Origin of the sequence: Marinobacter bohaiensis, from assembly GCF_003258515.1 — a bacterium.
Lineage (GTDB): Bacteria > Pseudomonadota > Gammaproteobacteria > Pseudomonadales > Oleiphilaceae > Marinobacter_A > Marinobacter_A bohaiensis.
In genome coordinates, this window is sequence record NZ_QGEH01000001.1 from 2,113,586 (window position 1) to 2,135,184 (window position 21,599).

The 21,599-nt window shown below is 62.2% G+C and carries 28 protein-coding genes, 2 tRNA genes and 1 pseudogene; 16 read left to right on the forward strand and 15 right to left on the reverse strand.

What is annotated here, in order from left to right:
• Genes cbiE through cobF form a run of 4 tightly spaced genes read left to right on the forward strand, consistent with a single transcriptional unit; the run spans position 1 to position 3,141 of the window.
• Complete coding sequence (gene cbiE / locus DKK67_RS09405; RefSeq protein WP_111496101.1) at positions 1 to 1,206, forward strand: precorrin-6y C5,15-methyltransferase (decarboxylating) subunit CbiE; 1,206 nt, start codon at positions 1 to 3, stop codon at positions 1,204 to 1,206.
• A complete protein-coding gene (locus DKK67_RS09410) occupies positions 1,203 to 1,568 on the forward strand; it encodes a cobalamin biosynthesis protein (protein WP_111496102.1) in 366 nt (121 codons plus the stop codon). The genes cbiE and DKK67_RS09410 overlap by 4 nt, the downstream gene beginning before the upstream one ends.
• On the forward strand, positions 1,565 to 2,380 hold the full coding sequence (gene cobM / locus DKK67_RS09415) for a precorrin-4 C(11)-methyltransferase (RefSeq protein ID WP_111496103.1): 816 nt from the start codon (positions 1,565 to 1,567) through the stop codon (positions 2,378 to 2,380). The genes DKK67_RS09410 and cobM overlap by 4 nt, the downstream gene beginning before the upstream one ends.
• The gene (cobF, locus tag DKK67_RS09420) at positions 2,377 to 3,141 is read left to right on the forward strand and encodes a precorrin-6A synthase (deacetylating) (RefSeq protein ID WP_111496104.1); all 765 of its coding nucleotides are present in this window, start codon (positions 2,377 to 2,379) and stop codon (positions 3,139 to 3,141) included. The genes cobM and cobF overlap by 4 nt, the downstream gene beginning before the upstream one ends.
• Before the next feature lie 7 nt (positions 3,142 to 3,148).
• Here cobF and DKK67_RS09425 read toward each other — a convergent pair whose 3' ends face one another.
• The 3 genes from DKK67_RS09425 to DKK67_RS09435 all read right to left on the reverse strand — a co-directional run bounded on the left by DKK67_RS09425 (position 3,149) and on the right by DKK67_RS09435 (position 6,101).
• Complete coding sequence (locus DKK67_RS09425; RefSeq protein ID WP_111496105.1) at positions 3,149 to 4,147, reverse strand: DUF2914 domain-containing protein; 999 nt, start codon at positions 4,145 to 4,147, stop codon at positions 3,149 to 3,151.
• 243 nt (positions 4,148 to 4,390) lie between these two features.
• Positions 4,391 to 5,146: an alpha/beta fold hydrolase gene (locus tag DKK67_RS09430; RefSeq protein ID WP_228160557.1), complete on the reverse strand. Its 756-nt coding sequence runs from the start codon at positions 5,144 to 5,146 to the stop codon at positions 4,391 to 4,393.
• Positions 5,139 to 6,101: an isopenicillin N synthase family dioxygenase gene (locus DKK67_RS09435; protein ID WP_111496107.1), complete on the reverse strand. Its 963-nt coding sequence runs from the start codon at positions 6,099 to 6,101 to the stop codon at positions 5,139 to 5,141. Before DKK67_RS09435 ends, DKK67_RS09430 begins: the two co-directional genes overlap by 8 nt.
• Before the next feature lie 413 nt (positions 6,102 to 6,514).
• Between DKK67_RS09435 and DKK67_RS09440 the strand changes: the two genes are divergently transcribed.
• The 5 genes from DKK67_RS09440 to DKK67_RS09460 all read left to right on the forward strand — a co-directional run bounded on the left by DKK67_RS09440 (position 6,515) and on the right by DKK67_RS09460 (position 10,649).
• Positions 6,515 to 7,537, forward strand: a complete 1,023-nt coding sequence (locus tag DKK67_RS09440) for a DMT family transporter (RefSeq protein WP_162628796.1) — start codon at positions 6,515 to 6,517, stop codon at positions 7,535 to 7,537.
• A gap of 26 nt (positions 7,538 to 7,563) precedes the next feature.
• Positions 7,564 to 8,553, forward strand: a complete 990-nt coding sequence (locus tag DKK67_RS09445; RefSeq protein WP_111496835.1) for an ABC transporter substrate-binding protein — start codon at positions 7,564 to 7,566, stop codon at positions 8,551 to 8,553.
• 34 nt (positions 8,554 to 8,587) lie between these two features.
• Positions 8,588 to 9,343, forward strand: coding sequence for an ABC transporter ATP-binding protein (locus DKK67_RS09450; protein WP_407657835.1), 756 nt, complete (start codon positions 8,588 to 8,590; stop codon positions 9,341 to 9,343).
• Positions 9,321 to 10,112 (forward strand): ABC transporter permease, encoded by a 792-nt coding sequence (locus DKK67_RS09455; RefSeq protein ID WP_111496110.1) that lies wholly within the window; start codon positions 9,321 to 9,323, stop codon positions 10,110 to 10,112. Before DKK67_RS09450 ends, DKK67_RS09455 begins: the two co-directional genes overlap by 23 nt.
• A 69-nt stretch (positions 10,113 to 10,181) precedes the next feature.
• The gene (locus DKK67_RS09460; protein ID WP_228160621.1) at positions 10,182 to 10,649 is read left to right on the forward strand and encodes a nucleoside deaminase; all 468 of its coding nucleotides are present in this window, start codon (positions 10,182 to 10,184) and stop codon (positions 10,647 to 10,649) included.
• A 54-nt stretch (positions 10,650 to 10,703) separates the two neighbouring features.
• Here DKK67_RS09460 and DKK67_RS09465 read toward each other — a convergent pair whose 3' ends face one another.
• Together DKK67_RS09465 and DKK67_RS09470 are read right to left on the reverse strand one after the other, a co-directional pair.
• Positions 10,704 to 11,054, reverse strand: a complete 351-nt coding sequence (locus DKK67_RS09465; protein ID WP_111496112.1) for a branched-chain amino acid transporter permease — start codon at positions 11,052 to 11,054, stop codon at positions 10,704 to 10,706.
• Positions 11,047 to 11,817 carry an AzlC family ABC transporter permease gene (locus tag DKK67_RS09470; RefSeq protein ID WP_111496113.1) on the reverse strand — a complete coding sequence of 257 codons (771 nt, stop codon included), beginning with the start codon at positions 11,815 to 11,817 and terminating at the stop codon, positions 11,047 to 11,049. The genes DKK67_RS09465 and DKK67_RS09470 overlap by 8 nt, the downstream gene beginning before the upstream one ends.
• Positions 11,818 to 11,907: 90 nt before the next feature.
• On the opposite strand from DKK67_RS09470, the gene DKK67_RS09475 reads away from it, so the two are divergent.
• The 6 genes from DKK67_RS09475 (at position 11,908) to DKK67_RS09500 (ending at position 15,928) form a co-directional block, all read left to right on the forward strand.
• On the forward strand, positions 11,908 to 12,159 hold the full coding sequence (locus tag DKK67_RS09475; protein WP_111496114.1) for a YheU family protein: 252 nt from the start codon (positions 11,908 to 11,910) through the stop codon (positions 12,157 to 12,159).
• Positions 12,160 to 12,441: 282 nt separating this feature from the next.
• Positions 12,442 to 13,101, forward strand: a complete 660-nt coding sequence (gene uvrY, locus DKK67_RS09480; protein WP_111496115.1) for a UvrY/SirA/GacA family response regulator transcription factor — start codon at positions 12,442 to 12,444, stop codon at positions 13,099 to 13,101.
• On the forward strand, positions 13,085 to 14,935 hold the full coding sequence (gene uvrC / locus DKK67_RS09485; RefSeq protein ID WP_111496116.1) for an excinuclease ABC subunit UvrC: 1,851 nt from the start codon (positions 13,085 to 13,087) through the stop codon (positions 14,933 to 14,935). Before uvrY ends, uvrC begins: the two co-directional genes overlap by 17 nt.
• Positions 14,936 to 14,941: 6 nt before the next feature.
• On the forward strand, positions 14,942 to 15,499 hold the full coding sequence (gene pgsA, locus DKK67_RS09490; RefSeq protein WP_111496117.1) for a CDP-diacylglycerol--glycerol-3-phosphate 3-phosphatidyltransferase: 558 nt from the start codon (positions 14,942 to 14,944) through the stop codon (positions 15,497 to 15,499).
• Positions 15,500 to 15,690: 191 nt separating this feature from the next.
• A tRNA-Gly gene (locus tag DKK67_RS09495) sits at positions 15,691 to 15,766 on the forward strand.
• Between the two features lie 88 nt (positions 15,767 to 15,854).
• Positions 15,855 to 15,928 (forward strand) — tRNA-Cys (locus DKK67_RS09500).
• Positions 15,929 to 16,019: 91 nt separating this feature from the next.
• On the opposite strand, the gene DKK67_RS09505 is transcribed toward DKK67_RS09500, so the two are convergent.
• Genes DKK67_RS09505 through DKK67_RS09515 form a run of 3 tightly spaced genes read right to left on the reverse strand, consistent with a single transcriptional unit; the run spans position 16,020 to position 17,771 of the window.
• Positions 16,020 to 17,267 carry a site-specific integrase gene (locus DKK67_RS09505; RefSeq protein WP_228160559.1) on the reverse strand — a complete coding sequence of 416 codons (1,248 nt, stop codon included), beginning with the start codon at positions 17,265 to 17,267 and terminating at the stop codon, positions 16,020 to 16,022.
• A gap of 1 nt (position 17,268) precedes the next feature.
• Complete coding sequence (locus DKK67_RS09510; RefSeq protein WP_111496118.1) at positions 17,269 to 17,508, reverse strand: hypothetical protein; 240 nt, start codon at positions 17,506 to 17,508, stop codon at positions 17,269 to 17,271.
• Positions 17,505 to 17,771: a hypothetical protein gene (locus DKK67_RS09515; protein ID WP_162628797.1), complete on the reverse strand. Its 267-nt coding sequence runs from the start codon at positions 17,769 to 17,771 to the stop codon at positions 17,505 to 17,507. Before DKK67_RS09515 ends, DKK67_RS09510 begins: the two co-directional genes overlap by 4 nt.
• Before the next feature lie 370 nt (positions 17,772 to 18,141).
• Between DKK67_RS09515 and DKK67_RS22020 the strand changes: the two are divergent.
• A pseudogene (locus tag DKK67_RS22020) lies at positions 18,142 to 18,207 on the forward strand (hypothetical protein); the annotation flags it as partial.
• Between the two features lie 106 nt (positions 18,208 to 18,313).
• Here DKK67_RS22020 and DKK67_RS09520 read toward each other — a convergent pair.
• The 7 genes from DKK67_RS09520 to DKK67_RS09550 are packed head-to-tail and all read right to left on the reverse strand — an operon-like array spanning position 18,314 to position 21,597.
• Positions 18,314 to 19,042 carry a hypothetical protein gene (locus DKK67_RS09520; RefSeq protein WP_228160560.1) on the reverse strand — a complete coding sequence of 243 codons (729 nt, stop codon included), beginning with the start codon at positions 19,040 to 19,042 and terminating at the stop codon, positions 18,314 to 18,316.
• A complete protein-coding gene (locus DKK67_RS09525; RefSeq protein WP_162628798.1) occupies positions 19,039 to 19,608 on the reverse strand; it encodes a hypothetical protein in 570 nt (189 codons plus the stop codon). Before DKK67_RS09525 ends, DKK67_RS09520 begins: the two co-directional genes overlap by 4 nt.
• Positions 19,605 to 20,210 (reverse strand): hypothetical protein, encoded by a 606-nt coding sequence (locus DKK67_RS09530; protein ID WP_111496121.1) that lies wholly within the window; start codon positions 20,208 to 20,210, stop codon positions 19,605 to 19,607. Before DKK67_RS09530 ends, DKK67_RS09525 begins: the two co-directional genes overlap by 4 nt.
• Positions 20,203 to 20,475, reverse strand: a complete 273-nt coding sequence (locus tag DKK67_RS09535) for a hypothetical protein (RefSeq protein WP_111496122.1) — start codon at positions 20,473 to 20,475, stop codon at positions 20,203 to 20,205. The genes DKK67_RS09530 and DKK67_RS09535 overlap by 8 nt, the downstream gene beginning before the upstream one ends.
• Positions 20,472 to 20,945, reverse strand: coding sequence for an EVE domain-containing protein (locus tag DKK67_RS09540; RefSeq protein ID WP_111496123.1), 474 nt, complete (start codon positions 20,943 to 20,945; stop codon positions 20,472 to 20,474). Before DKK67_RS09540 ends, DKK67_RS09535 begins: the two co-directional genes overlap by 4 nt.
• A complete protein-coding gene (locus tag DKK67_RS09545; RefSeq protein ID WP_111496124.1) occupies positions 20,942 to 21,232 on the reverse strand; it encodes a hypothetical protein in 291 nt (96 codons plus the stop codon). The genes DKK67_RS09540 and DKK67_RS09545 overlap by 4 nt, the downstream gene beginning before the upstream one ends.
• Positions 21,229 to 21,597: a hypothetical protein gene (locus DKK67_RS09550; RefSeq protein ID WP_162628799.1), complete on the reverse strand. Its 369-nt coding sequence runs from the start codon at positions 21,595 to 21,597 to the stop codon at positions 21,229 to 21,231. Before DKK67_RS09550 ends, DKK67_RS09545 begins: the two co-directional genes overlap by 4 nt.
• Between the last annotated feature and the right edge of the window lie 2 nt (positions 21,598 to 21,599).

Sequence of the window (21,599 nt, forward strand, 5' to 3'; positions counted from 1 at the left end):
ATGGCTGACGTGAACGCTCCGTGGCTGACAGTCGTGGGCTGGGGCGAGAGTGGCACAAGCGGACTCTCAGCGGCAAGTCGCAACGCGCTGGAAGACGCCGACGTCGTGTTCGGCGCCAAGCGCCACCTGCGGCTACTGCCCGAATTGAAAGCGAGCGTGCGGGAGTGGCCGGTCCCGTTTGCCGACGGGATTCCGCAACTGCTGGCCGAGCGGGGCGGGCGAGTCGTCATGCTGGTGTCGGGCGATCCGTTCTGGTTTGGCGCCGGCACCACGCTGTCGAAGCACCTGGACCCGGCGGAATGGCGCGCCGAGCCGGCCCCGTCGACGTTCAGTCTGGCGGCGTCGCGTCTGGGCTGGGCGCTGGAAACCTGCCAGTGCCTGGGGCTGCACGCGAGGCCGCTGACGCGCATTCGCCCGTATCTGCAGCCCGGTCGTCGGCTGATCGTCCTGCTGCGTGATGGCGAGGCGGTGGCGGAACTGGCGAGACTTTTGGAACGGTACGGCTTCGCCGGGTCGACGCTGGCTGTCCTGGAAGCCCTGGGGGGTGATCAGGAACGCCATCGCACGCTGGCCGGTGCCGGGAGTCTACCCGACGACATCCGCCACCCGGTTGCGGTGGGCGTGGATGTGGCGGGCGAGGGGCCCGCATTGCCGCTGGTGCCGGGCCTGGCGGACGACTTCTTCGAGCACGATGGCCAGATCACCAAACAGGCGGTGCGCGCGGTGACCCTGTCGGCACTGGCGCCCCGGGCCGGTGAGCGGCTCTGGGACATCGGCACCGGCTCCGGCTCCATCGCCATCGAATGGCTGCTGGCGCATCCCGCCAACCAGGCGGTGGGCTTCGAGCGGTCGCCGGAACGGGCGGAGCGGGCCCGGCTTAACGCCCGGAACCTGGGCGTCGACTGGCTCGACGTTGCGCAAGGCGCCGCGCCCGAAGTACTGGTGGACCGTCCCGCGCCGGACGCCGTGTTTATTGGCGGTGGTCTGTCCCAAGAGCTGCTCGATACCCTGTGGCGGGTGTTGCCGACCGGTGTGCGTGTGGTCGCCAACGCGGTGACCCTGGAATCCGAAGCCCTGCTGGCTCAGTGGCAGCAAGAGCAGGGCGGCGAGCTGCTGCGGCTGGGATTGGCCGCCGCCGCGCCCATCGGCGGCCGACGGGGCTGGAAAGCCAGTTACCCCATCGTCCAGTGGCGCACCGTTCGATGAACGTGGCGGGCTTCGGTTTTCGTCGCGCTGCCCCGATGGAGTCACTGGCCGAGGCCCTGGCGCAAGTTCGTCAACGGCATGGCCCGGTTGACTGTCTGGCCGCGGCAGAGTCCATGTTGGCGGCGGTGCAGGGGCTGGCCGAGTCCGAAGGGCTGCGGGTGATCGCCGTGCCGGATGCGATGCTGGCGGATGCGACTACCCTGACCCAATCGCCCCGCAGCCTGGAAACACGTGGCACCGGCAGTGTCGCCGAAGCGGTCGCCCTGCTGGCCGCCGGGCAGAACGCCAAATTACTGGGTCCCCGGGTGATCTCGGAGGACCGGCAAGCCACCTGCGCGGTGGCCCAAGGAGACACTCCATGACCGTACATTTTATTGGCGCCGGCCCCGGCGCGCCGGATCTGCTAACCCTGCGCGGCCGCGACCTGATCGCCGCCTGCCCGGTGTGCCTCTACGCCGGGTCGCTGGTGCCCGAAGACATCCTGGCGCATTGCCCGGCGGACGCCCGGATCATCAATACCGCGCCCCTGTCGCTGGACGAGATCATCGACGAGATTCGCTGCGCCCACGACGCGGGGCAGGATGTGGCACGACTGCACTCCGGCGACCTGTCGGTCTGGTCCGCCCTGGGCGAACAGTTGCGTCGCCTGCGGGCACTCGACATTCCCTACGTCGTGACGCCGGGTGTGCCGTCCTTTGCCGCGGCGGCGGCCACGCTGGGCCAGGAGCTGACGCTGCCCGGCGTGGCCCAGTCCGTGGTGCTGACCCGTACACCAGGCCGAGCCAGCGCCATGCCGATGGGCGAGACCCTGGCCAACTTCGCCCGTACCGGCGCCACCCTGGCGATTCACCTGTCCATCCATAATCTGGAGCAGGTGGTGGCCGACCTCGCTCCGCATTACGGTGTCCAGTGTCCTGTGGCGATTGTCTGGCGCGCGAGCTGGCCGGACGAGCAGGTGGTGCGTTCCACGCTCTGCGAAGTGGCCGGGGCTTGGGATGCCGGTATGAACCGCACCGCGCTGATTCTGGTCGGACCGGCCCTGGCCGCGGACGATTTTGTGGAGAGCGCCCTGTATTCCGCCGGCTATGACCGTCGCTTCCGTCCGCAATCTTCGGACTCGCCGTTTGCCGGCACTGGTGCGGGCGGCGCCAACCCGCCAGAGGGCTCCGCATGATCCAGCTGTCCCTGATCGGCATCGGCACCGGCAACCCGGATCACGTCACACTGGCGGCGGTAAAAGCCCTGAATCGGGCCGACCTGATCCTCCTGCCGCGCAAAGGGGAAGCCAAGTCGGATCTGGTGGATCTGCGGCGCCTGCTGTGCGATCAGTTGCTGGAAGCTTCTTCAGAGACGCGCATCGTCGAGTTCGACCTGCCCAGGCGTGACGGCGAGCGCGATTACCTGAGCGCCGTCGACGACTGGCATGCGGCCATCGCGGCTGTCTGGGGCCGTCTCATCGAACAGCACCTGCCGGACGGCGGTCGGGTGGGGATGCTGATCTGGGGCGATCCGTCCCTTTACGACAGCAGCCTGCGCATCGCCGATCGCCTGCAATCAGGGCATGGAACGGTGGACGTGGAGGTGGTGCCGGGGATTACCAGTCTGCAGGTGCTGACCGCCGAACACCGCATCCCGCTCAACACCCTGGCGGAGCCGGTGCAGATTACGACTGGCCGACGTCTGCGGGAACGGGGCTGGCCGACGGATGCAGCGTCGGTAGCCGTGATGCTGGACAGCGGCGGGGCGTTCGAGTCCCTGCTTCCAGGAGAGGACCTGCACATCTGGTGGGGCGCCTACCTGGGGATGGACAAGCAGTGCCTGATCGACGGGCCCCTGGCCGACGTCAGCGACGCTATCCTGACCCGCCGTGCCGCGTTACGCGAGCAGCACGGCTGGATCATGGACATCTATCTGCTGGTGCGTCGTCCCGGCTGACCGGAGCCTATTCGGTGACCCGGAAGTAGCCGATACCCAGCACCTCGCCGCTGTCGGTCACCGTTTCCACGTGCCAGTCGCCCAGCATCTGGCGATTGATGCGTTTGCTGCTGGAGGCGCGCATGCTGTCCAGGAACGCATCGATCTCCACCCGCGCCATGCGCTCGTCGCCGCGGTACCAGTCGTGATACACCGTCCTGCCTTTCAGGCCCCGCCACTCGTTGAAGTAGTAGACCCGAATCAGGTCCTCCGAGCCCATCCGGACCGTCATGGGCATCACATCGGTGGGTTCGCGACCGTCAAGCGCCGATGTGAGCTGGGCCCGTGCCAAGTGATCGGAGGCGATCTCCACGTAGCTGTTGCCGTCGGCAGCCACTGACGCCGTATCCGTATCATCCACGGACTCCGAATCGGCCGCGGCCGTTGACTCGGGCGTGGCCTGCGGCTCCGGGGCAGCAGGTGCGTCATCGGATGGCGCCGTCGCGGCCGGATCGTCGATCACGTTCTTCGGCGGTAACGTCTCGCCAATGTCCGGCTGGGCTTCGGTACCGTCGTCGTTGGTGCTGACGCTATCGGAGCCGCTGGCCGCAGCAACATCCGGGGCTGAGCTTTGCTCGGGCGACCTGGCGCTTTCGCTTACAGGATCCACGTCGCGAACGTCAGGTGTTGCCTCCGCCGGGACCTCTGCGGGCATCTCGACCGGCTCCGGCTTAAAGTAGAACTTGGGGCCGTCGGACTCAGGCGGCGACGCTTCGGAGGCGCTCTGGCTATCCGGCTGCTCCCGTTCCTGCACCTGCCCGGCGGCCACCAGGCGCTCCTGGATGGGATCATCCCCGCCACTGCCGAGCCAGGACCAGAGGTAGAGCCCCAGTCCCACCAGGACCACGGCGGCAATCACCAGGAAGACCAGGATTCGGCCCCAATGGTAGACCACCACCTCCTGGGCGGGATTGCTCCGGTCGCGGGCTACCGCCCGAATGCGCAAGTTGTCGCTCTTTTCTTTCATGCCGCGTTTTTCGTCCGTTGGTTAGCTGCCGCTGGTCTTTAAGGGGTCTAATAGTAGAGCGCAGTTGGAGCCTTGGATAGAGCGCGGCCTGCGATAGTCGCCGCGAAATGCCCTTGAGCCCGCGCCATACGGGGCCCGGTCACTGGATTGCGATACTGAAAGGATTGGATGGGGCGGAAAGGAACAGGGCGCCACCGGTTAGAACCCGACGGATATCAGGGCGCCCCAGGAACCGAGGCGCCGCTACGTGGGCTCGGGCAGTGCCACGACGAACTCCAGAATGGCGTTAGCCACCGCCTCCGGTGCGGAAGCCTGGGGGAAGTGCCCGGTGTCCAGTGTGACTCGTCGTGCCCCGGGTACGCGTGCCTGCATCTCCCGCTGCACTTCGAGTATCACCGAACGGTCCTGCGCCGCCTCGATGTAGAGTCGCGGCAGACGGCCGAAGCGATCGGCGCTCCAGGTCGGCACCATGGCGCGGCCGGACTCCGGCTGGGGCGTCAGTCGCGCTGCCAGCGTTGAGGCGTCTTCAACCGGTAAATCCTGCAGAAAAATGTCCAGGGCTGCCGCTTCCGGGACCGCGCTGACGGTTCCCTCTTCGGACCAGTCGAGGTGAGGGCCGATGCCGGCGGCGTGGGGAAGGCGTTGCTGGACCGGCTTGACCAGATCAGCAAAACCGGTGCCGCTGGGCAGCATCATCCCGGTGATAAAGACCACGCCATACACCTGATCGACTAGGGCTTCCGCCACCTGGGTGGCGACGACACCGCCGCCGGAGTGACCGACCAGCACCACCTTGGCCGACCCAATCGCCGTGCTCACGACATCGACGAAGTTCTCCAGGGTGGCCGGACCCGGTGTCTGGCCATTGCCCGGCAAATCGACGGCGAGGGTGGGGTAGCCGGCGGCGTTCAGCAAGGGCTCGACCCGGCTCCAGCCCCAACTGCCGGCCCAGGCACCATGAATCAGCACCATCGTCGGTTTTGAGGGCATCTCAGGCATAGGTTCTCCGGTACATCTCGCGCATGTGATTGGCCACGGTGGTGGGCGGGTATTTGGGCGATTCGCCCTGGTCGAGGCAATTTTCCAGGCAACGCACTTCGTGCCCCAATCGACCGCTGTAGAAGAAAGGCACCGAGTAGCGCTCGCGGCCGGACGTATTGACGACGCGATGCAGTGTCGAGCGGTAACGGTCATTGGTCCAGCGCGCCACCATATCGCCCAGGTTGACGACGAAGGTTCCGGGGATCGGGTCCACCGGCAGCCAGCGCTCGTTGCGGATGTCCCAGACCTGCAGGCCGGGGTTGTCATCAAGCAGCAGGATCGTAATGCCGCCGAAGTCGGTGTGCGCGCCGCAGCCTTTTTCGCCCGGCTCCGGCTTCTCCGGTTGCTGCGGATAGTGCAACAGGCGCAGCGTGGCCAGCGGTTCCCGGCAGAAATCGTCGAAATAGGTCTCCGGCAGCTCCAGCGACAGGGCCAGCCCGCGCATGATGCGCTCGCTCAGTACGGTCAGGGCCTCGAAGTATTCGGTCATGGCCGCACGGAAGTCCGGCACATCCTCCGGCCACAGGTTCGGCCCGATGTTGAATTCGCCGTTCAGGGCGCGCGGGTCATCGGCAGGCACGTCCTCACCGATATAAAAGCCCTCCTTCAGGTCCGGCGGAGTGCCGGGTTCCAGAGTTTGCCCACGCAGTGGCTCGTAACCACGGTTTGCCGGCGATTGGGCCTTGTCCACCTGATTCTTGATATCGAGCGGCTGATCGAAGAAAGCCCGGGAGGCGGCGAAGACCCGCTCGATCAGCGCCGGGTTTATGCCGTGGTTGGACACATAGAAGAAGCCGGTCTCCAGGCAGGCCTCGCGTAGGGAAGTCGCTAGGTGGCTTGCCTGTTCCGGCGACAGATCAATGATCGGTACAGCACTGGCCGGGCCGCCTGTGTTTTCGGGACTAACGTTCATAACGCCTCCGGTAATTTCCTGAACAAATAGTCAGGAAAGCCATACATGAAGCGTGCCATTCCTGACCGAATGGACAACTTGGCGAACACTCGATTCTTGCAAACCGGCCGGTGAGGCGATCAGTGCACCTGGAACCCATAGGGTGCAATCGACTTTCAGAATGTCTCATTTCGGTGCGTTTTGGTCATCTACCAGTGCGGAAAAGGCGGTGGTGCGGTCCATTGGAACTGGCACCTCGATTGCATTCGAAAAATGCTGAATAGCTGGTCAGGTTATTTTTAAGCCTGCCTATGGCTTCGAAATACCAGGCCTCAAATAGCGACGTAAAGTTGGCCAAACGGGCAAGTGAGTAAAGACCGGTGCCCGTTGCAGAGGCCAGCGAACCAGCGTCGTAACCGTATTGGATGAGAGCTATGCCAGGATCACGCCATTCGGCGAATAAGCAGCAGGGGCATGCCGTCTACCGTTGGGGGATCGGCTATGCCTTGCTGGCTTTTGCGGCGCTGGGGTGGGGCTGCAACTTTCCGGTGCTTAAGCTCGGGCTGGCCCAGAGCCCTCCGTTGATTTACACCGTGCTGCGTATGTCCCTGGGCTTTTCGACGATGCTGCTGATCGCGTTCCTTTCCGGGAATCTGCGCATGCCGCATCGACGTGACTGGCCGGTGGTGCTGTCAGTGGGTGTGCTCCAGAACATGGGCTTTATCACGCTGGTGACCCTGGGGCTGCAGTACCTACCGGCCGGGCGGGCTGTGATCCTGGCGTACACCACGCCCATCTGGGTCGTGCCCGCCGCCGCGCTGTTCCTGGGTGAGCGCCTGTCGCTGCCAAAGGCGCTTGGCGTTGGTCTGGGGCTGGCGGGTCTGCTGACCATCGTCAATCCGCTGGCCATTGCCCTGATTGACGCCGAAACGCTGAAAGGCATCGGGCTGATTGTCGCCGGGACCATCGTCTGGACGGCGGGGCTGGTGCACGTCCGGCGCCATCACTGGCACGGCGATGTGGTGTCCCTGATTCCCTGGCAGATCGGCTTGTCGCTGCTGTCGCTCACGCCGCTGGCACTCGCCCTGGAAGACCTGTCCGACGTTCAATGGAGCGCCGCTTTCGGCTGGAATGTCCTGTTCAGCGGCGCCATCGCCTCGGGACTGTGCGTGGCTGCGCAGGTCGGCGCAATGCGTTCCCTGCCGGCGGTGACCCTGTCCCTCAATTCAGCGGCGGTGCCCGCGGTTGGCATCGTCGCCTCTTTCTTCCTGCTCGGCGAATCGCCGTCGTTCACCGATCTCACCGGTTTCCTGCTGATCGCATCCGGCATTGTCCTGGTTGGACTGGCGGATCGTCGGCAGGCCTTGCGAGGGCGTGCCCGTCTGGCCGCGCCCGAACGATCCATAACGACATCAACAAACAAAGCAACAACGCAATCAACGACCAAAGCAACCTAGACCCTGACTGGAGCCTGGACATGATGATGAAGAGTTCCCGAATGCTGGTGTTGGCCGCCGCCCTGAGCGGCAGTGGGATGGCCGCCGCGGCGGACAAAGTGGTGTTTCAGCTGGACTGGCTGCCGGGTGGTGACAAGGCGCCCGTGTACGTCGGTATCCAGGAAGGCTACTTCGCCGACGAAGACCTGGAGGTGAGCATTGCCAGTGGCCGCGGGTCCACCGACGCGGTGACCAAGATGGCGACCGGCCAATCGGACATCGGCAGCGCGGATATCGGCGCCCTGATGGCGGCAAAAGCCCAGGATGACGTGCCCGTCAGCGCGGTCTATCCGCTGTTCACGCAGGCACCGCACGCCTTTTTTGTGCTGGACGACAGCGGCATCCAGTCCATCACCGATATCAAAGGCAAGAAGGTCGCCACATCGCCGTTCACGTCTTCCAATGCCTTTCTGCCCATCGTGCTGGAAGAAAACGGCATGGCGCCCGATGCGGTGACGTTGACCAAGACGGATCCCGGCGCGCTGGGCCCCATGCTGATGACGGGCAACACCGACGCCATCATCGCCTGGGTCACCAATGTGGCGCTGTTCCAGAGCCAGGCCACCGACGCCGGCAAGGCCATCCGCGTGCTGCCCTGGTCGGAAGCTGGCCTGGAACTCTACAGCTCGGCCATCCTGGCCAGCGACCGTTTCCTCGAAGAGCGACCGGACGTGGCCAAGCGTTTCCTGAAGGCGTTCGCCAAATCCGTCGCCTTCACCCGGGATAACCCGGAGCAGGCGGGCGAGGACCTTCACGCCATGGTTGCCGAAGTCGACCCGGCGGTCGCGGCCGGCCAGATCCGCGACACCATGAAGCTGGTCTTCAACGACGCCACCGAGCAGGACGGCGTGGGCGTGTTCGCGCCGGAACGTATCGCGGCGACCTGGAGTTATGTGGCCGAGGCCAACGATCTGGCGGAATCCTCCCTGGACCCGGAAACCACCGTCAACCGCGGCTTTGCCCCGGAGCCGAAGTAACATGACCCAGCAACATGAACGCGCCTTCGTGAAGATGGATGGGGTCGGGCATCGCTACGACCCCAGCCCGGACGCACCCATGGCGGTACGTGACATCAACCTGGAAATCCACCGTCACGAATTCGTGGCGGTGGTGGGGCCCTCCGGCTGCGGCAAGTCGACGCTGCTGCGCATGGTATCGGGCCTGCTGATCCCCAGCGACGGGGAGGTCAGCGTGTTCGGCAAAACCGTGAACGGCCCCCGTGATGACGTCGGCATCGTGTTCCAGAAGCCGACGCTGCTGCCGTGGCTCACGGTGCGCAAGAACATCCTGTTCCCGCTCAAGCACAAGTACGGCAGTTACAGCCGCATCGACGAGAAGCGTGCCGAAGAACTGCTGGCGATCGCCGGGCTCGAGGCCTTCGCCGACAAGATGCCGGACGAGCTGTCCGGCGGCATGCAGCAGCGAGTGGGGATCGTGCGGGCGTTACTGCTCAATCCCGACATCCTGCTGATGGACGAGCCTTTCTCGGCCCTGGATGCCATGACTCGCGAACAGATCGGCTTCGACCTGCTCAAGATCTGGAGCGAGCAGCCCAAAACCGTGCTGTTCATCACGCACTCCATCTCCGAGGCGGTGCTGCTGGCGGACCGGGTGCTGGTCATGAGCAAACGCCCAGGCTCCGTGCTTGATCTGATCGACGTTGACCTGCCGCGCCCGCGCAGCGCGGACACCATCAGGGAACCCCGTTTCAGCGACCTGACCGACCGCATAAGGAAGCATATCTATGAACCCGAAGCAGCCGTCTGACATGAGGTTTCGCCAGCCGCTGATGCGGGTTGCTCCCGGTCTCTTCTTCGTCGGCCTGATCCTGGCCTGGGAACTGGTCTGCCGTCTGGCGCAACTGCCGGCGTTTGTCCTGCCGGCGCCGTCGGCGATCTTCCAGGCCTTTCTGGACGTGGACTTCAGCCGCTGGATGACCCACCTGTGGGCCACCTTGCGGGTGGCGCTGATGGGCTTCGCCATCTCAATCGCCATCAGCATTCCGATCGCCATCGCCATGATGCGCTCGGAGCTGTTGTCCCGGACGCTGTACCCACTGCTGGTGGTGATCCAGTCCACGCCGGTGGTGGCGGTGGCGCCGCTGATCATCGTGCTGATGGGCTCCGACGACCCGTCGCGGGTGCTGATCACCTGTCTGCTGACGTTCTTCCCGCTGGTGGTGTCCACCGCAACCGGGATCAACGAGACGCCGGCGGAACTGATCGAGCTGAGCCGGTCGCTGGATGCGCCGATCCGCCGGGAGACCTGGCAGATCCGCATTCCCTACGCCATCCCTCACATCTTTGCCGGTCTGAAAGTCGCCATCACCCTGGCGATTATCGGTGCCGTCGTGGCGGAGTTTGTCGCGGCGGAAGAGGGGCTGGGCTATTTCATCCAGTTCTCCACGTCCTTCTTCAAGATTCCCCAGGCGTTTGCCGGCCTGTTCTTCCTGGCGATTGTCAGTCTGCTGCTTTTCAAATCCGTGCAGTGGGTGCAGCAGGCCTTCTTTGGCTGGAGCCTTCCCAAAAAGAAGTAGTGTCTTGTTAAAACGTTTATAAACAGATTTCTATAGGATTTTATTAAAGTGAGTTATACAGAAACCGATCTGGAATTTCTTCGATCTGCCATCCGCTTGTCGGAGTCGATTGCCGAGCAGGGCATCCATCCCTTCACCGCGCTGCTGGTGGACGCCGACGGCCAGGTACTGATGGAGCAGGTGAACGCCTACCTGCCGGACCAGGACATGACCGGCCACGCCGAACGCGTGCTGATGACCCGGGCCAGCAAGGCGTATCGCCCGGATTTCCTGGCCCAATGCACCATGTACGTGTCCGCCGAACCCTGCGCCATGTGTGCCGGCGCCGCCTATTGGGCGGGACTGGGGCGCGTCGTGTATGGCGTGAGCGAGAAGCGACTGAAGGCGATCACCGGTAATCATCCGGAAAATCCCACCCTCGATCTGCCGTGCCGCCAGGTGTTCGAATCGGGACAGCGTCCGGTCGATGTGATTGGGCCGCTGCTTGAGGACGAGGCCGCCAGGGTGCACGAGAGCTTCTGGGCGAAGCACGGCTAGCGAGGGCAGGAGAGCTGGCGGATAACCGGGGCCGCCGGGACAGCGGCCCCGAAATCAGAACAGGCCGGACTGCTGGAACACCATGTAGCAGGCGGTCCCGGCAATAATCGACAGCAACGCGTTGCGGCGCCACAGGTGCAGGGCCACCACGACCAGGCTCGGCACCAGCGCATCCAGCCCCAGCATCGGCGCCGACCAGTGGCCCGAGCGCAGCAGGAAGATCACCACCAGAAGCGACATGACCGCGGCGGGAAGGTACCGGCCCAAATGCTGGATCAACGGGTGTTCGCTGTGCCGGGAGAAGAAGGCGAACGGAATCACCCGCGTGGCAAACGTGGCCGCCGTGCCCACGGCGATAAAGGCCAGCAGGTACGCCGTGCTGTCGGCGCTCAACACGCTATCCATGGCTGTGTCCTCCATTCCGGTGCGCATCGTTCGCGGCTGTCCGCCGCTGATTCAGGCGGTAATGCCCAAGTAGCGTCAGCGTAGCGACCACCACGGCGCCGATGAGTTGCTGGTCGGCCGGCAGCACGGCCAGGCAGAGCCCGGCAGACGCCGCGCCGATCCACACCGGCAGGCTCTCGCCCAGCCCCTTGTATTGCTCGATGGTGAGGACGATGAACAGTGCCACCAGAGCAAACTCGATGCCGGTGCTGTCGAATTCCACCGCGCGGCCGAGCAGGGCGCCGAGGGTGCTGCCCAGGATCCAGTAGCACTGGTTGTAGAAGGTGATGAGTGCGTCCTTGCGCTGCTCGTCCGAGCCGTTGTCGTGGCGCTTCCGGCTGGTGAGCAGGGAATAGGTTTCGTCGGTCAGCCCGAAGATCAGGTAGGCCTTGCGCCAGCCGGCGCCGCGAAAGCGCCCCAGCAGGGACAGGCCGTAAAACAGGTGACGGGCGTTGAGCACAAACAGGGCGACGAAGACCTCGAGTAATCCGGCGTGGGCGGCCAAAAGGCTTATCGCCAGGATCTGCCCGGCCCCGGCGTATATGGCCACCGACATGAGGGTCGCGCCCCACCAGGGGTAGTCGAGCTGGGTCACGAACAGAACGCCGAAGGCCATGCCCAGGGGCACATAGCCAAAAAGCACCGGCAGGGTAAGCTGGAAGACGGAACGATTGAACACGATCAAACACACTGTGATACAAAGGGGTGAGGCATCATAGACCATGCTCTTCGATCTGGTAAGGTACAGCACACCGCGAATCTGTACCGCATGCTGCGCGCCCCTCTGGCGTCAGTGGCGACAATGGGGAGCCCGATGACAGACGATACCGAACAGCAGCCGCAGTCCGATCCCCGCGAAGAACCGTTCGTGGTGGATACGAACCTGCTCACCGAAGATCAGCTCGAAGGTCTGGTGGAGGAGTATTGCACACGCTATCACGGCATCAATGACGTCGAATCACCGTTCAACGAGAAGCAGCAGGTGATGACCGCGGTCAAGAAAGGGGAGCTGGTGGTGTGGTTCAATCCGGTGGAAAATACCGCGGGACTGGGGCCGCGCCAGTGAGTGCCGTCACGTGCAGGTGGTTGGAAATAGTCGATTCGACGGCTATCCCCGGCCCCTTGAAGACGCTACAATTCTTACTGATTTCGATTTGGTTTTCGCTTTGTCGCCGGCGGACGGACAACGCCGGTGAGCTTGCACCTGCCAGGCAGGGCGATGGCTCGGGGTCGCGAATCTCGTGTTGCGAACATCATTGAACGTGCAGTGTTCGCTGCGCCGCTGTCTACGGGGCGGTGATATAAAGAATAGCCAAACAGACCAGCTAAAAAACGTGCGGGGTGGGTTTTGATCAGGGTCCTGGTTGTAGATGACCACGAACTGGTCCGGTCAGGCATCACGCGGATGCTCGCGGACAACACCGACATCGAGGTTATCGGACAGGCACCGTCGGGTGAGGACGCGGTGGACTTTGTCCGATCCGACGTGCCGGACATCGTCCTCATGGACATTCGCATGCCCGGCATCGGCGGCCTCGAAGCGACCCGTCGAATCCTGCGTATCGACGATTCCGTTCGCGTCATCGTCGTGACCGCCTGCGCCGACGATCCGTATCCCACCCGTGTCATGCAGGCCGGGGCGTCGGCCTACATCACCAAGAGCGCGGACATCAAGGAGATGGTGCGCGCCATTCGCATGGCTCACACCGGCCAGCGTTACATCAGCCCGGAAATCGCCCAGAAGATGGCCCTCAAGCAACTGGGCGGCGACGCGACCGATGACGATAAGCTGTCGATTTTCGACAAGCTGTCCGAGCGCGAACTCCAGATCGCCATGATGGTGGTCGACTGCCAGAAAGTGCAGGACATTTCCGACAAGCTCTGCCTGAGCCCGAAAACGGTCAACAGCTACCGTTACCGCATCTTCGAGAAACTGGATATTTCCAGCGACGTGGAGCTTGCCCTGATGGCGGTCCGACTCGGGTTACTCGATGCCGACAAAGTCTGAGCAGCCCGCTGGCTTCGACAGCAAGACCTTCCTCAAACGCCTTACTGAACGCCCTGGAGTCTACCGGATGCTGGACGCGTCCGGTGAGGTGCTTTACGTCGGCAAGGCGCGGAACCTCAAGAATCGCGTCAGCAGCTATTTCCGCAAGAGCGGCCTGTCCACCAAGACCGAGGCCCTGGTCGCGCGCATCGAACAGGTGGAAGTCACGGTAACCGGCAGCGAGACCGAAGCGCTTCTGCTGGAACAGAACCTGATCAAGTCCCTGCGCCCGCCTTACAACATCCTGCTGCGGGACGACAAATCCTACCCGTACATCTATCTGTCGTCCCACGAAAGATACCCGTCACTGACCTTTCGGCGGGGCCGTACCAAGCGCGGCAAAGGGACCTGGTTCGGCCCCTATCCGAGCTCCGGTGCGGTGCGGGAAAGCCTGAACGTCCTGCAGAAGATCTTCCGCATCCGTAACTGCAGCGACAGCTACTTCAACAACCGCTCGCGCCCCTGCCTGCAGTACCAGATCAATCGCTGCACCGCGCCCTGCGTGGGCTTCGTGACGCCGGAAGAGTACGCCGACGACATCCGCCACGCGGCGATGTTCCTGGAGGGCAAGAACCCGGCGATCATCGATGATCTGATGCGTTCCATGGAGGAAGCGAGTCAGTCGCTGGCGTTCGAGAAGGCAGCGGCGTACCGCGACCAGATCAACCACCTGCGGCACGTGCAGGAACAGCAGTCCATCGAGGCCAGCGGCGGGGACGCGGACGTGCTGGCGATCTCCCAGGACGCCGGGATCGTCTGCGTAGTGGTGATCGTCGTGCGCGGTGGCCGTGTGCTGGGCACCAAGGACTATTTCCCGCGCTTCTCGCTGGAGCAGTCCGAGAGCGAATTGCTGAGCGCCTTCCTCGGCCAGTTCTATTTCGGCGGCGATGCACAGCGGGAATTCCCCCGTGAAGTACTGGTGCCGGTGGAAATCGACGAACAGGACGTCCTGTCCCAGGCCCTGAGCGAAGCCGCCGGCCGCGAGGTGAAAATCCGCCGCAACGTGCGCGGGGAGCGTCGTCGCTGGCTGGATCTGGCGGCCACCAACGCTCAGCAGACGTTGATGACGCATCTGGCGAGCAAGGAAACCGTGTACCGCCGGCTGCTGGCTTTGCGTGACTTGCTGGAGCTCAAGGAAACGCCGACGCGCATGGAATGCTTTGATATCAGCCACAGTCACGGCGAGAATACCGTCGCATCCTGTGTCGTTTTTGACGAGAATGGTCCGCTGAAAAGCGATTACCGCCTCTATAACATCGAGGACGTGACGGCGGGGGACGATTACGGCGCCATGCGCCAGGTGCTGACGCGCCGCTACAGCAAGATGAAAGCCAGCGACGGCAAACGCCCTGACCTGGTGTTTATCGACGGCGGCAAGGGGCAGCTCAACGTGGCGCGGGATGTGTTCGACAGCCTGGGCATCGCGGATATCACCTTGATCGGTGTCGCCAAGGGCGTGACCCGGAAAGCGGGCATGGAGCAGCTGATCGACGCGCTGACCGACGCCGTGTTCCGCGTGCCCGCGGATTCGCCGGCCCTGCATCTGATCCAGCACATTCGCGACGAATCGCACCGGTTTGCCATCACCGGCCACCGGGCCAGGCGCGACAAGAAGCGTCGCCAGTCCACGCTTGAGGGCATTGAAGGGGTGGGCGCCAAGCGCCGCCGCGAGCTGATCCGCTATTTTGGCGGCATCCAGGAAATCAGGAAGGCCAGCATCACCGAAATCGCCAAGGTAAAAGGCGTCAGTCGCAACCTGGCCGAAACGATCTACGCAGCATTGCACAACGAGTAGGGCAGCATGAACTTACCCAACGTACTGACGATGTCCCGGATCGTCATGATTCCGGTTTTCGTCATTGTTTTTTACCTGCCGTTCGACTGGCGGTTCATGGTCAGCGCCGCGATTTTTGCCCTGGCGGGCGCGACCGACTGGCTCGATGGCTACCTCGCCCGCAAACTGAACCAGAGCACGCCGTTTGGCGCGTTTCTCGACCCCGTGGCCGACAAGCTGATGGTGGCGGTTGCGCTGACGCTGCTGGTGGAAGAGCACCACAGCATCAGCCTGACGCTGCCGGCGATGATCATTATCGGCCGGGAAATCGTCATCTCCGCCCTGCGGGAGTGGATGGCCGAGATGGGCAAGCGCGCCAGCGTGGCGGTGTCCTATATCGGCAAGATCAAGACGACCGCGCAGATGGTGTCGATCATCATGCTGCTGGCGTTCCCCCTGGGCACCATCGGTGCGCAGTTCGGCAAGCTGCTGCTCTACATCGCGGCGATCCTGACGCTCTGGTCCATGATCCTGTACCTCAAGGCCGCGTGGGAGCAGATGTTTCCGGAGGAAGGCTCGAAATGAGCCTTGTTTAAAGAATAATCAACCAGTTAGGCGCGAACATTAATTTAAAAAAGGGGTTGACTCCCCGCCGAGATCCATTAATATATGCGCCACTTCAACGGCGACGGGCACAGCGCCCCAGACGTTGAATCCCTGATAAGCCTCAGCGCTGCACAGGGTTATCAGAAACCTGATTTCAGGTTTCTCGAGAAGCGGGAATAGCTCAGTTGGTAGAGCACAACCTTGCCAAGGTTGGGGTCGCGAGTTCGAATCTCGTTTCCCGCTCCAATTTCCCTCCGGTGCCATCGGTTGGAAATCACAATCCAAGTCTCTCAATGCCTCCTGAGAGCAAAAGCCCGTTTCCAAGGCTTTCCCCGGCGCGGTGGCAGAGTGGTTATGCAGCGGACTGCAACTCCGTGTACGCCGGTTCGATTCCGACCCGCGCCTCCATTATTTCCCTTTTAAATCCAGAACTTTGCGGCGTTGATCGTCTGCGAGCGATCGGACGTCGACATCATGTCGACATCATGTCGACATCCTTTCACTGTTTTCGCTTGGCAGCTTCGATCGATTTCAGCGTCGACCTGCTCCGTTCCGGCGGCGTGATAAGCCGGTAGTGCCGGCGCATCGCCTCGGTCTGGTGGCCACCTTTGTTGTTCTCGCCCTGGGAAACGAATTCGTCGGTCAGTCCTTTCTTTCGGAGATCCCGCAGCTGGTACTGGCCACCGTAGCCGGCATCTTTGCAGGCCTGTGCCCACGACAGTTGCATGAAGCGGTGCTTCACTGGCTGGTGGCGGCTGCGCTTGTCGAAGTAGGAGGGGTACACCATCAGGTAAGGGGAGATGATGCCCTGCTGGCGCTTGAAGGTGCGGAACCAGTCCACCAGGTGGCGCAGGTCTTCGTTCATCTCCAGGATGATGGCCACGCCGGTTTTGTGTCTGGCGAAGTGGATCTCGCCCATCGGGCCCTGGTCATCGTGAATCTGTTCTTCCCGCAGGCCGAACACATCGATGGGCTGCTGGCTCATCATGTAGATCATGTCGCAGATCTTGGCCCGCCAGGTGCCGTCGTGGGTTTGTCGGTGCAGCTTGTGCTCGAGGAGCTGGGCGGATATCTCGGCGTAGGCATCGTCGGGGATGAGTACTTCCCGCTTTGGCTCTGTCGCCTTCTTCACATCGGGTATCGGGTTTCGGTCGATCAAACCGTCCTCGACTGCATGGCTGAACACCCGGGAAAGCGTATTTCTCAGGCCGTTGTAGTGCACCGGCTTGGTGTTCCAGGAAGACAGCAGGCGCCGGACCTTCCGCAGCAAGGCCGGGTCGGTGAGCGTGAAGTTGGAGTGGTCGCTCGCCTCCAGCTGCTGCGCATCGTTGGCGTAGTCGCGCCGGGTTGGCTCGGCGATCGGGCGGCCACGGTTGCGACCGCGCTCACTGAGGACATGGCACTCGGCCCATTCCACGCGGCCATCGATTACACGGTGGCCGAGTACTTCTGTTCGCCAGCGCTTCAGGTACTGCCGCAGGGTGGTGCGGCCTGCTGACTGGGCCGGGCGGGCCGCGGCCATTGTGCCGGCCATTCGTTGCACGTCGAACTCAGTCGAGGATTGCTCCCATACCTGCTGGAGCATGGCCCAGCGGCGGATAGCGGTTTGCCTGTCTTTGGTCTGAAGGCTGCCCTGTTTGCGGGTAACCGGATGGCGCACGTGGAAGACGCCATCGCGGGAATTAATGTAAAGGCCAGGGTAGCGGGCAAGCCACTCCTGGCCAAGTTTTCTGCGTGGTGGGGCCATGTTATTGCAACTGTTCTGCCAGATCCTGAATCAATCCTAGCTCCTGGGGGCTTTCCGGCATACCCCTGATTCGCCGTTCCATGGTCTCGAAGTAGGTATCCAGATCGATGCGCCAGCGCCGGCCATCGCGGAACGCGCCCGGGATTTCCGGGCAGCGCCGGCGGATGGTGGCCAGCGAGGGCGGCTCATTGTCGTCGCAATAAACCACCTCGATGAAGGTCTGAATGGAGACCGGTCTCACTGGGTAGTCACCTCCCGCCGGCCCTGCCGGCTTTTCCAGCGTTGAAAGTGAGCCTTGATCTGCCGGAACTTGGTGGCCGCCTGGACGTTGTGGTCCAGCTCGGCCCGGCTGCCGATCTTGCAGGCCGTCAGGATCAGGTCCCGGGCGTCTTCCTCCGAGTGGGTACCATCCGGAATGTAAACGCCGCCTTTGTGGCTCTGGGCTCTGTCCAGGTAGCGGCGGAACTCCGGATCCTGGCAGAGCATGGCTGCGGATCTGGCCACGTGTCCGCCTTTCAATTCATTACCGGACATAACGACCCTCCAAGTTATTGCCTTTCGGTGGTGTGATCTCGTAGCCAAGTGATTCGAGAAACCTGATAGAACGCTCTATCTGGGCTGACCGTTCGTTGACTTTTCGTATCCGCATTGGCTGTCCTTCATCTTTTAGGCGCTCGATTCGTCCGTTCGAGATATCCCAGCTCAAAAGCGCAATCACTCGTTTCTGGGGGATTCCGGTCAGCGCCTCCAGCTCAGCAGATGATCGGGGTTTGCCATCATTGAGAACTCGTCTGAGCCTCTCGGTTTTCGATAGCAACACTGGAGGCTCTCTTGGCTCGGGATCCAAAGCGCCTAAACTCCGGGCTCGCTCCAAATATTTCCTGTTCATCACTCGCCGTCCTTCAGCTGGTTGGCGCAATCCTCATGTATCAAGGCAATGGCGCCACCGGCCGTTCCGATATCGACCAGTTCACCTCTCATGATCGGTTGGTCGCAGAGAGGGCAGAGTGGAATCTCCTCTGGATCAATAGCTTTGCTGATATCTATCACTGGTCACCTCCATCTACCGGCTTGAATTCGACCACCCATACCCAAGGATTTACCTGCCATGAGTCCGGCCCGTTGATTGATTCCCAGAGCCTCATGAATTGGTCCCGGGCGAACTGCCTCGTCACCACGCCGTAGGCTCTCGGCGAGCCGATCGGATCGGTTACACCCTCGGCAGCGCTGTCTTCACCGCTGATATCCTGCAGACGCTCTACCCGAACATCGGTGATCTCGAGCGTGATTCTGCTGGCCCAACGAGGCATGTGGATGGATGGGTGCCAGCGGCCTTCGGCCCCGGATATCAGATCCTCCGACCACACAGCAAAGGTGTAGGGCTTTACTCGCTCGTCGTCGTAGTTGAACGCCCCGTCCTCGTCTTGAAAACTGGGCTCCGCCATAAGGTCGCGGATATCGTCGTCGGCGCGATAGGCTATGCCGGGAGCGCCCTGCAGGTTTACATCGCTCCAGGTCTCCCTCACCCACAGCCGGTCTCCTGGCCTGCCATACGGGCAAGAGACACCTACAAAAATGCTGATGTCCCGCAGATCGATGTGGTTGGAGGCGTAAGCGCCGAATTTCGAGTTGGGCTTGTGGCCATCCCAGCGAAACCAACCATTGGAGTCGATCACCGGCTGCGGTTTCATGATTCTGCGAGTCTGAGTCTTTCGGCCCTCCAGAATGGCGCGGACCATTTCGCCGTTGAGAAGAATCGGTCTTTGCGTGCTCACAGTGCCTCCTCGTCTTCATCCGCGTCATTGAAAAGACACTCGCCACAGAAGTATTCATCGCTGTCCGGATCCGCGGGGTTCTTGGGAGACATTGGACCTTCGCGGCATTCCGGACACGTTGGGCCATACTCTTTCAATTGTTCTTCACCGTCGGCCTGCTCTTTCAATGCCTTCTCCCGTCTCCGATCGATGAACTCCTGGCGCCAGTCCAGCGCCTTTTCGCAGGCCTGCTCGTAGCTCTCGGCATAGATCCACTTCATGCTGTAGTAGCCCCAGGACAGGCGGTGGGAATCAGCCGTGATGTCCTGCGGTACCGGCGTGGCGAACTTGACCAGGTAGCCAAATTTCCGGTTGTCCGTCAGGTGCTCGAAGATCAGGCCTTCGTCGTCCAGGTCGTAGGGCGGCTCGATGCCGATCTCTTCCCAGATCCGGTCTGGCTCGTCCTCCATGAATGCTTCCCGGGCAATGTCCGGCCAGGCATCCTGCGCCAGCATGGTGGGGATGTGGATGATGGCTTCTGCCCGGATGTTGTTTTCAAACATCATGTCGATCATTGCTTCTTTCACGCTGCGTTCTCCTGTTCCAAAACCCGATTTCTGTCTTCCAGGTATTCCCGGTTAACCTGCTGCCAGCGGTCGTACCGCTCCTGGCTGAAGCCGGGTCCGGCCATACGGGTGATGATTTTCTCGTTGTCGGTGACCTGCCGGATGATTTCCGCCGGCGCGTATTGGTAGTGCCAGAGCTCCAGCGGATCCTCGGGTTTCTTCCCGTGCCAGGTCTGGCAGATCCAGCCCATGTCATACACCTGGTCGGTGCGCTGGGCATTGAGAGCGTCGGCCCGGAGCTCGTGGTACAGGTCTTCTACCTGCTGGATGTTGTAGCTGGGCAGATCGAAAAGCCGGCTTTCCATCCAGCTCTTGCCGTCCGGCGCGCGGCACAGGGCACGAACTCCGACGAACCAGTTACGGGGGCGATTCACCAGCTGGTGGGCGAGGTATTCGCCCATGGTGATCCACCCGAACGGGGACCAGCGCTCAGCGGTGGTGTATTGTTTGCCATCCACCGGGCTGATCAGGCCCTCCCAGGTCCACACCCGGGAGTTGGCGAACAGGCGCTGGTCTCTGGCGATGGCGCTGTGCTGCTTTCTGCGGTTTCGCTTCTTACCCATCGCTTGGTACCTCCACCAGGTTCTTGATGGCGGCACGCGCTGCCCTGGCCATAGCCTGCCGGTGGCTTTTCTTCTCGATGCCTTCCTTGTTCATGATGGTCAACACCATAGCGACATCCACCAGCAGACAGGCCGGGCGGCTCTCTGCCTGGTTGATGAGTGTGGTGCTGGCGTCGTCAACGGAAGTGCCGAGCAGACGGGTTGCCAACGTGGTGGCTTCGTCCAGGGCTTTCTGTTCCTGGTCTTTAACGTTATCGCTGCTCATGCCGCACCTGCCTTCGCCGTCAGGGTTTGGTAATCCGGCTGGCTGATGGAGCGCATCCCCCCCATCATGGCCACGCCCCATTTCTGGCGGTTGGCCGGGATGAAGCTGAGGTCGTCCAGGTGATCGGTGAAAGCCACAGGCTGGGTAAACCGCTGAATGTTGGTGAGCTGCAGGGCACTGACCGGGATCCCTTCTAGGAAGATCGGGCAGCTGGCTGACAACCGCCGGTTCCATTGCAGAACTTCTGCGACCTGGGCGCTCGCGATGACCTGGCGAGCATCAGAACACTGGCCCGCGGTGTAGATCAGTACCGAGTTACCCGGCTGCACCATCAGGCGACAGCGAGTTTTCTCGAACAGCGGCCAGAAACCCCATTCCAGCAGGGCGCTGGAAGCGTCCGTGGCGGACAGGATCCGCCCGGTGGTGGTCTCTGAAGGGTGTTTGATCAGGATGAAATGGGAGCGCTTCACGATTCACCCCCGTTGCTCTTTTCAAGTTTCCGTCCGCAGAATGGGCAAAAGTTACACAGAATAGAGACCGAGTCCTTGGTGAAGTTCTTTGCGTGACCACCGCCCTTTTTCGGCTTGCGGTACTCAACCTCTACTCTCGGATTAACAGGAGCAAAATCTCCTCCAGATGGGAAAAAAGCCAGGTTCTGCCAGGAGACATCTATATCGGCTGAGCCCTCGGGAATAGCCTTCTCGATTTGCGGTTTAACCTTCTCAAGCATCTCTGAAAAACATTTGCACTTGCTCATGCCGCCGTCTCCTTCAGCTCAACTTCAATTGGCTTGTTCAGGGCAATCAGGTGGTCCAGGTAACGGATGAACTGTTCCAGTCTGGCCATGCGGGCCAGGTACTCATCGTTCATCTCTCTCTTGTTGAGCCAGTCATAGAACGTGAGCCTGATATCGATCTCGGCGAGACGATCCGGCAGCTCTACGCCGTCGCTCCATTCAGTGTTGGCTGGCATGATGCGGATGTCGGTGCTGTGCGTGTGGCCGTGGATGTTCAGGTGCGCCTGCACGATGCGCCGGCGGTTGAGCACCATGCACTGGAGCAGGACTTCCTCCGTGGCCAGGTGCAGGTTTTCGATCATTTCTTCTTCGGTTAGCGTCAGCATTT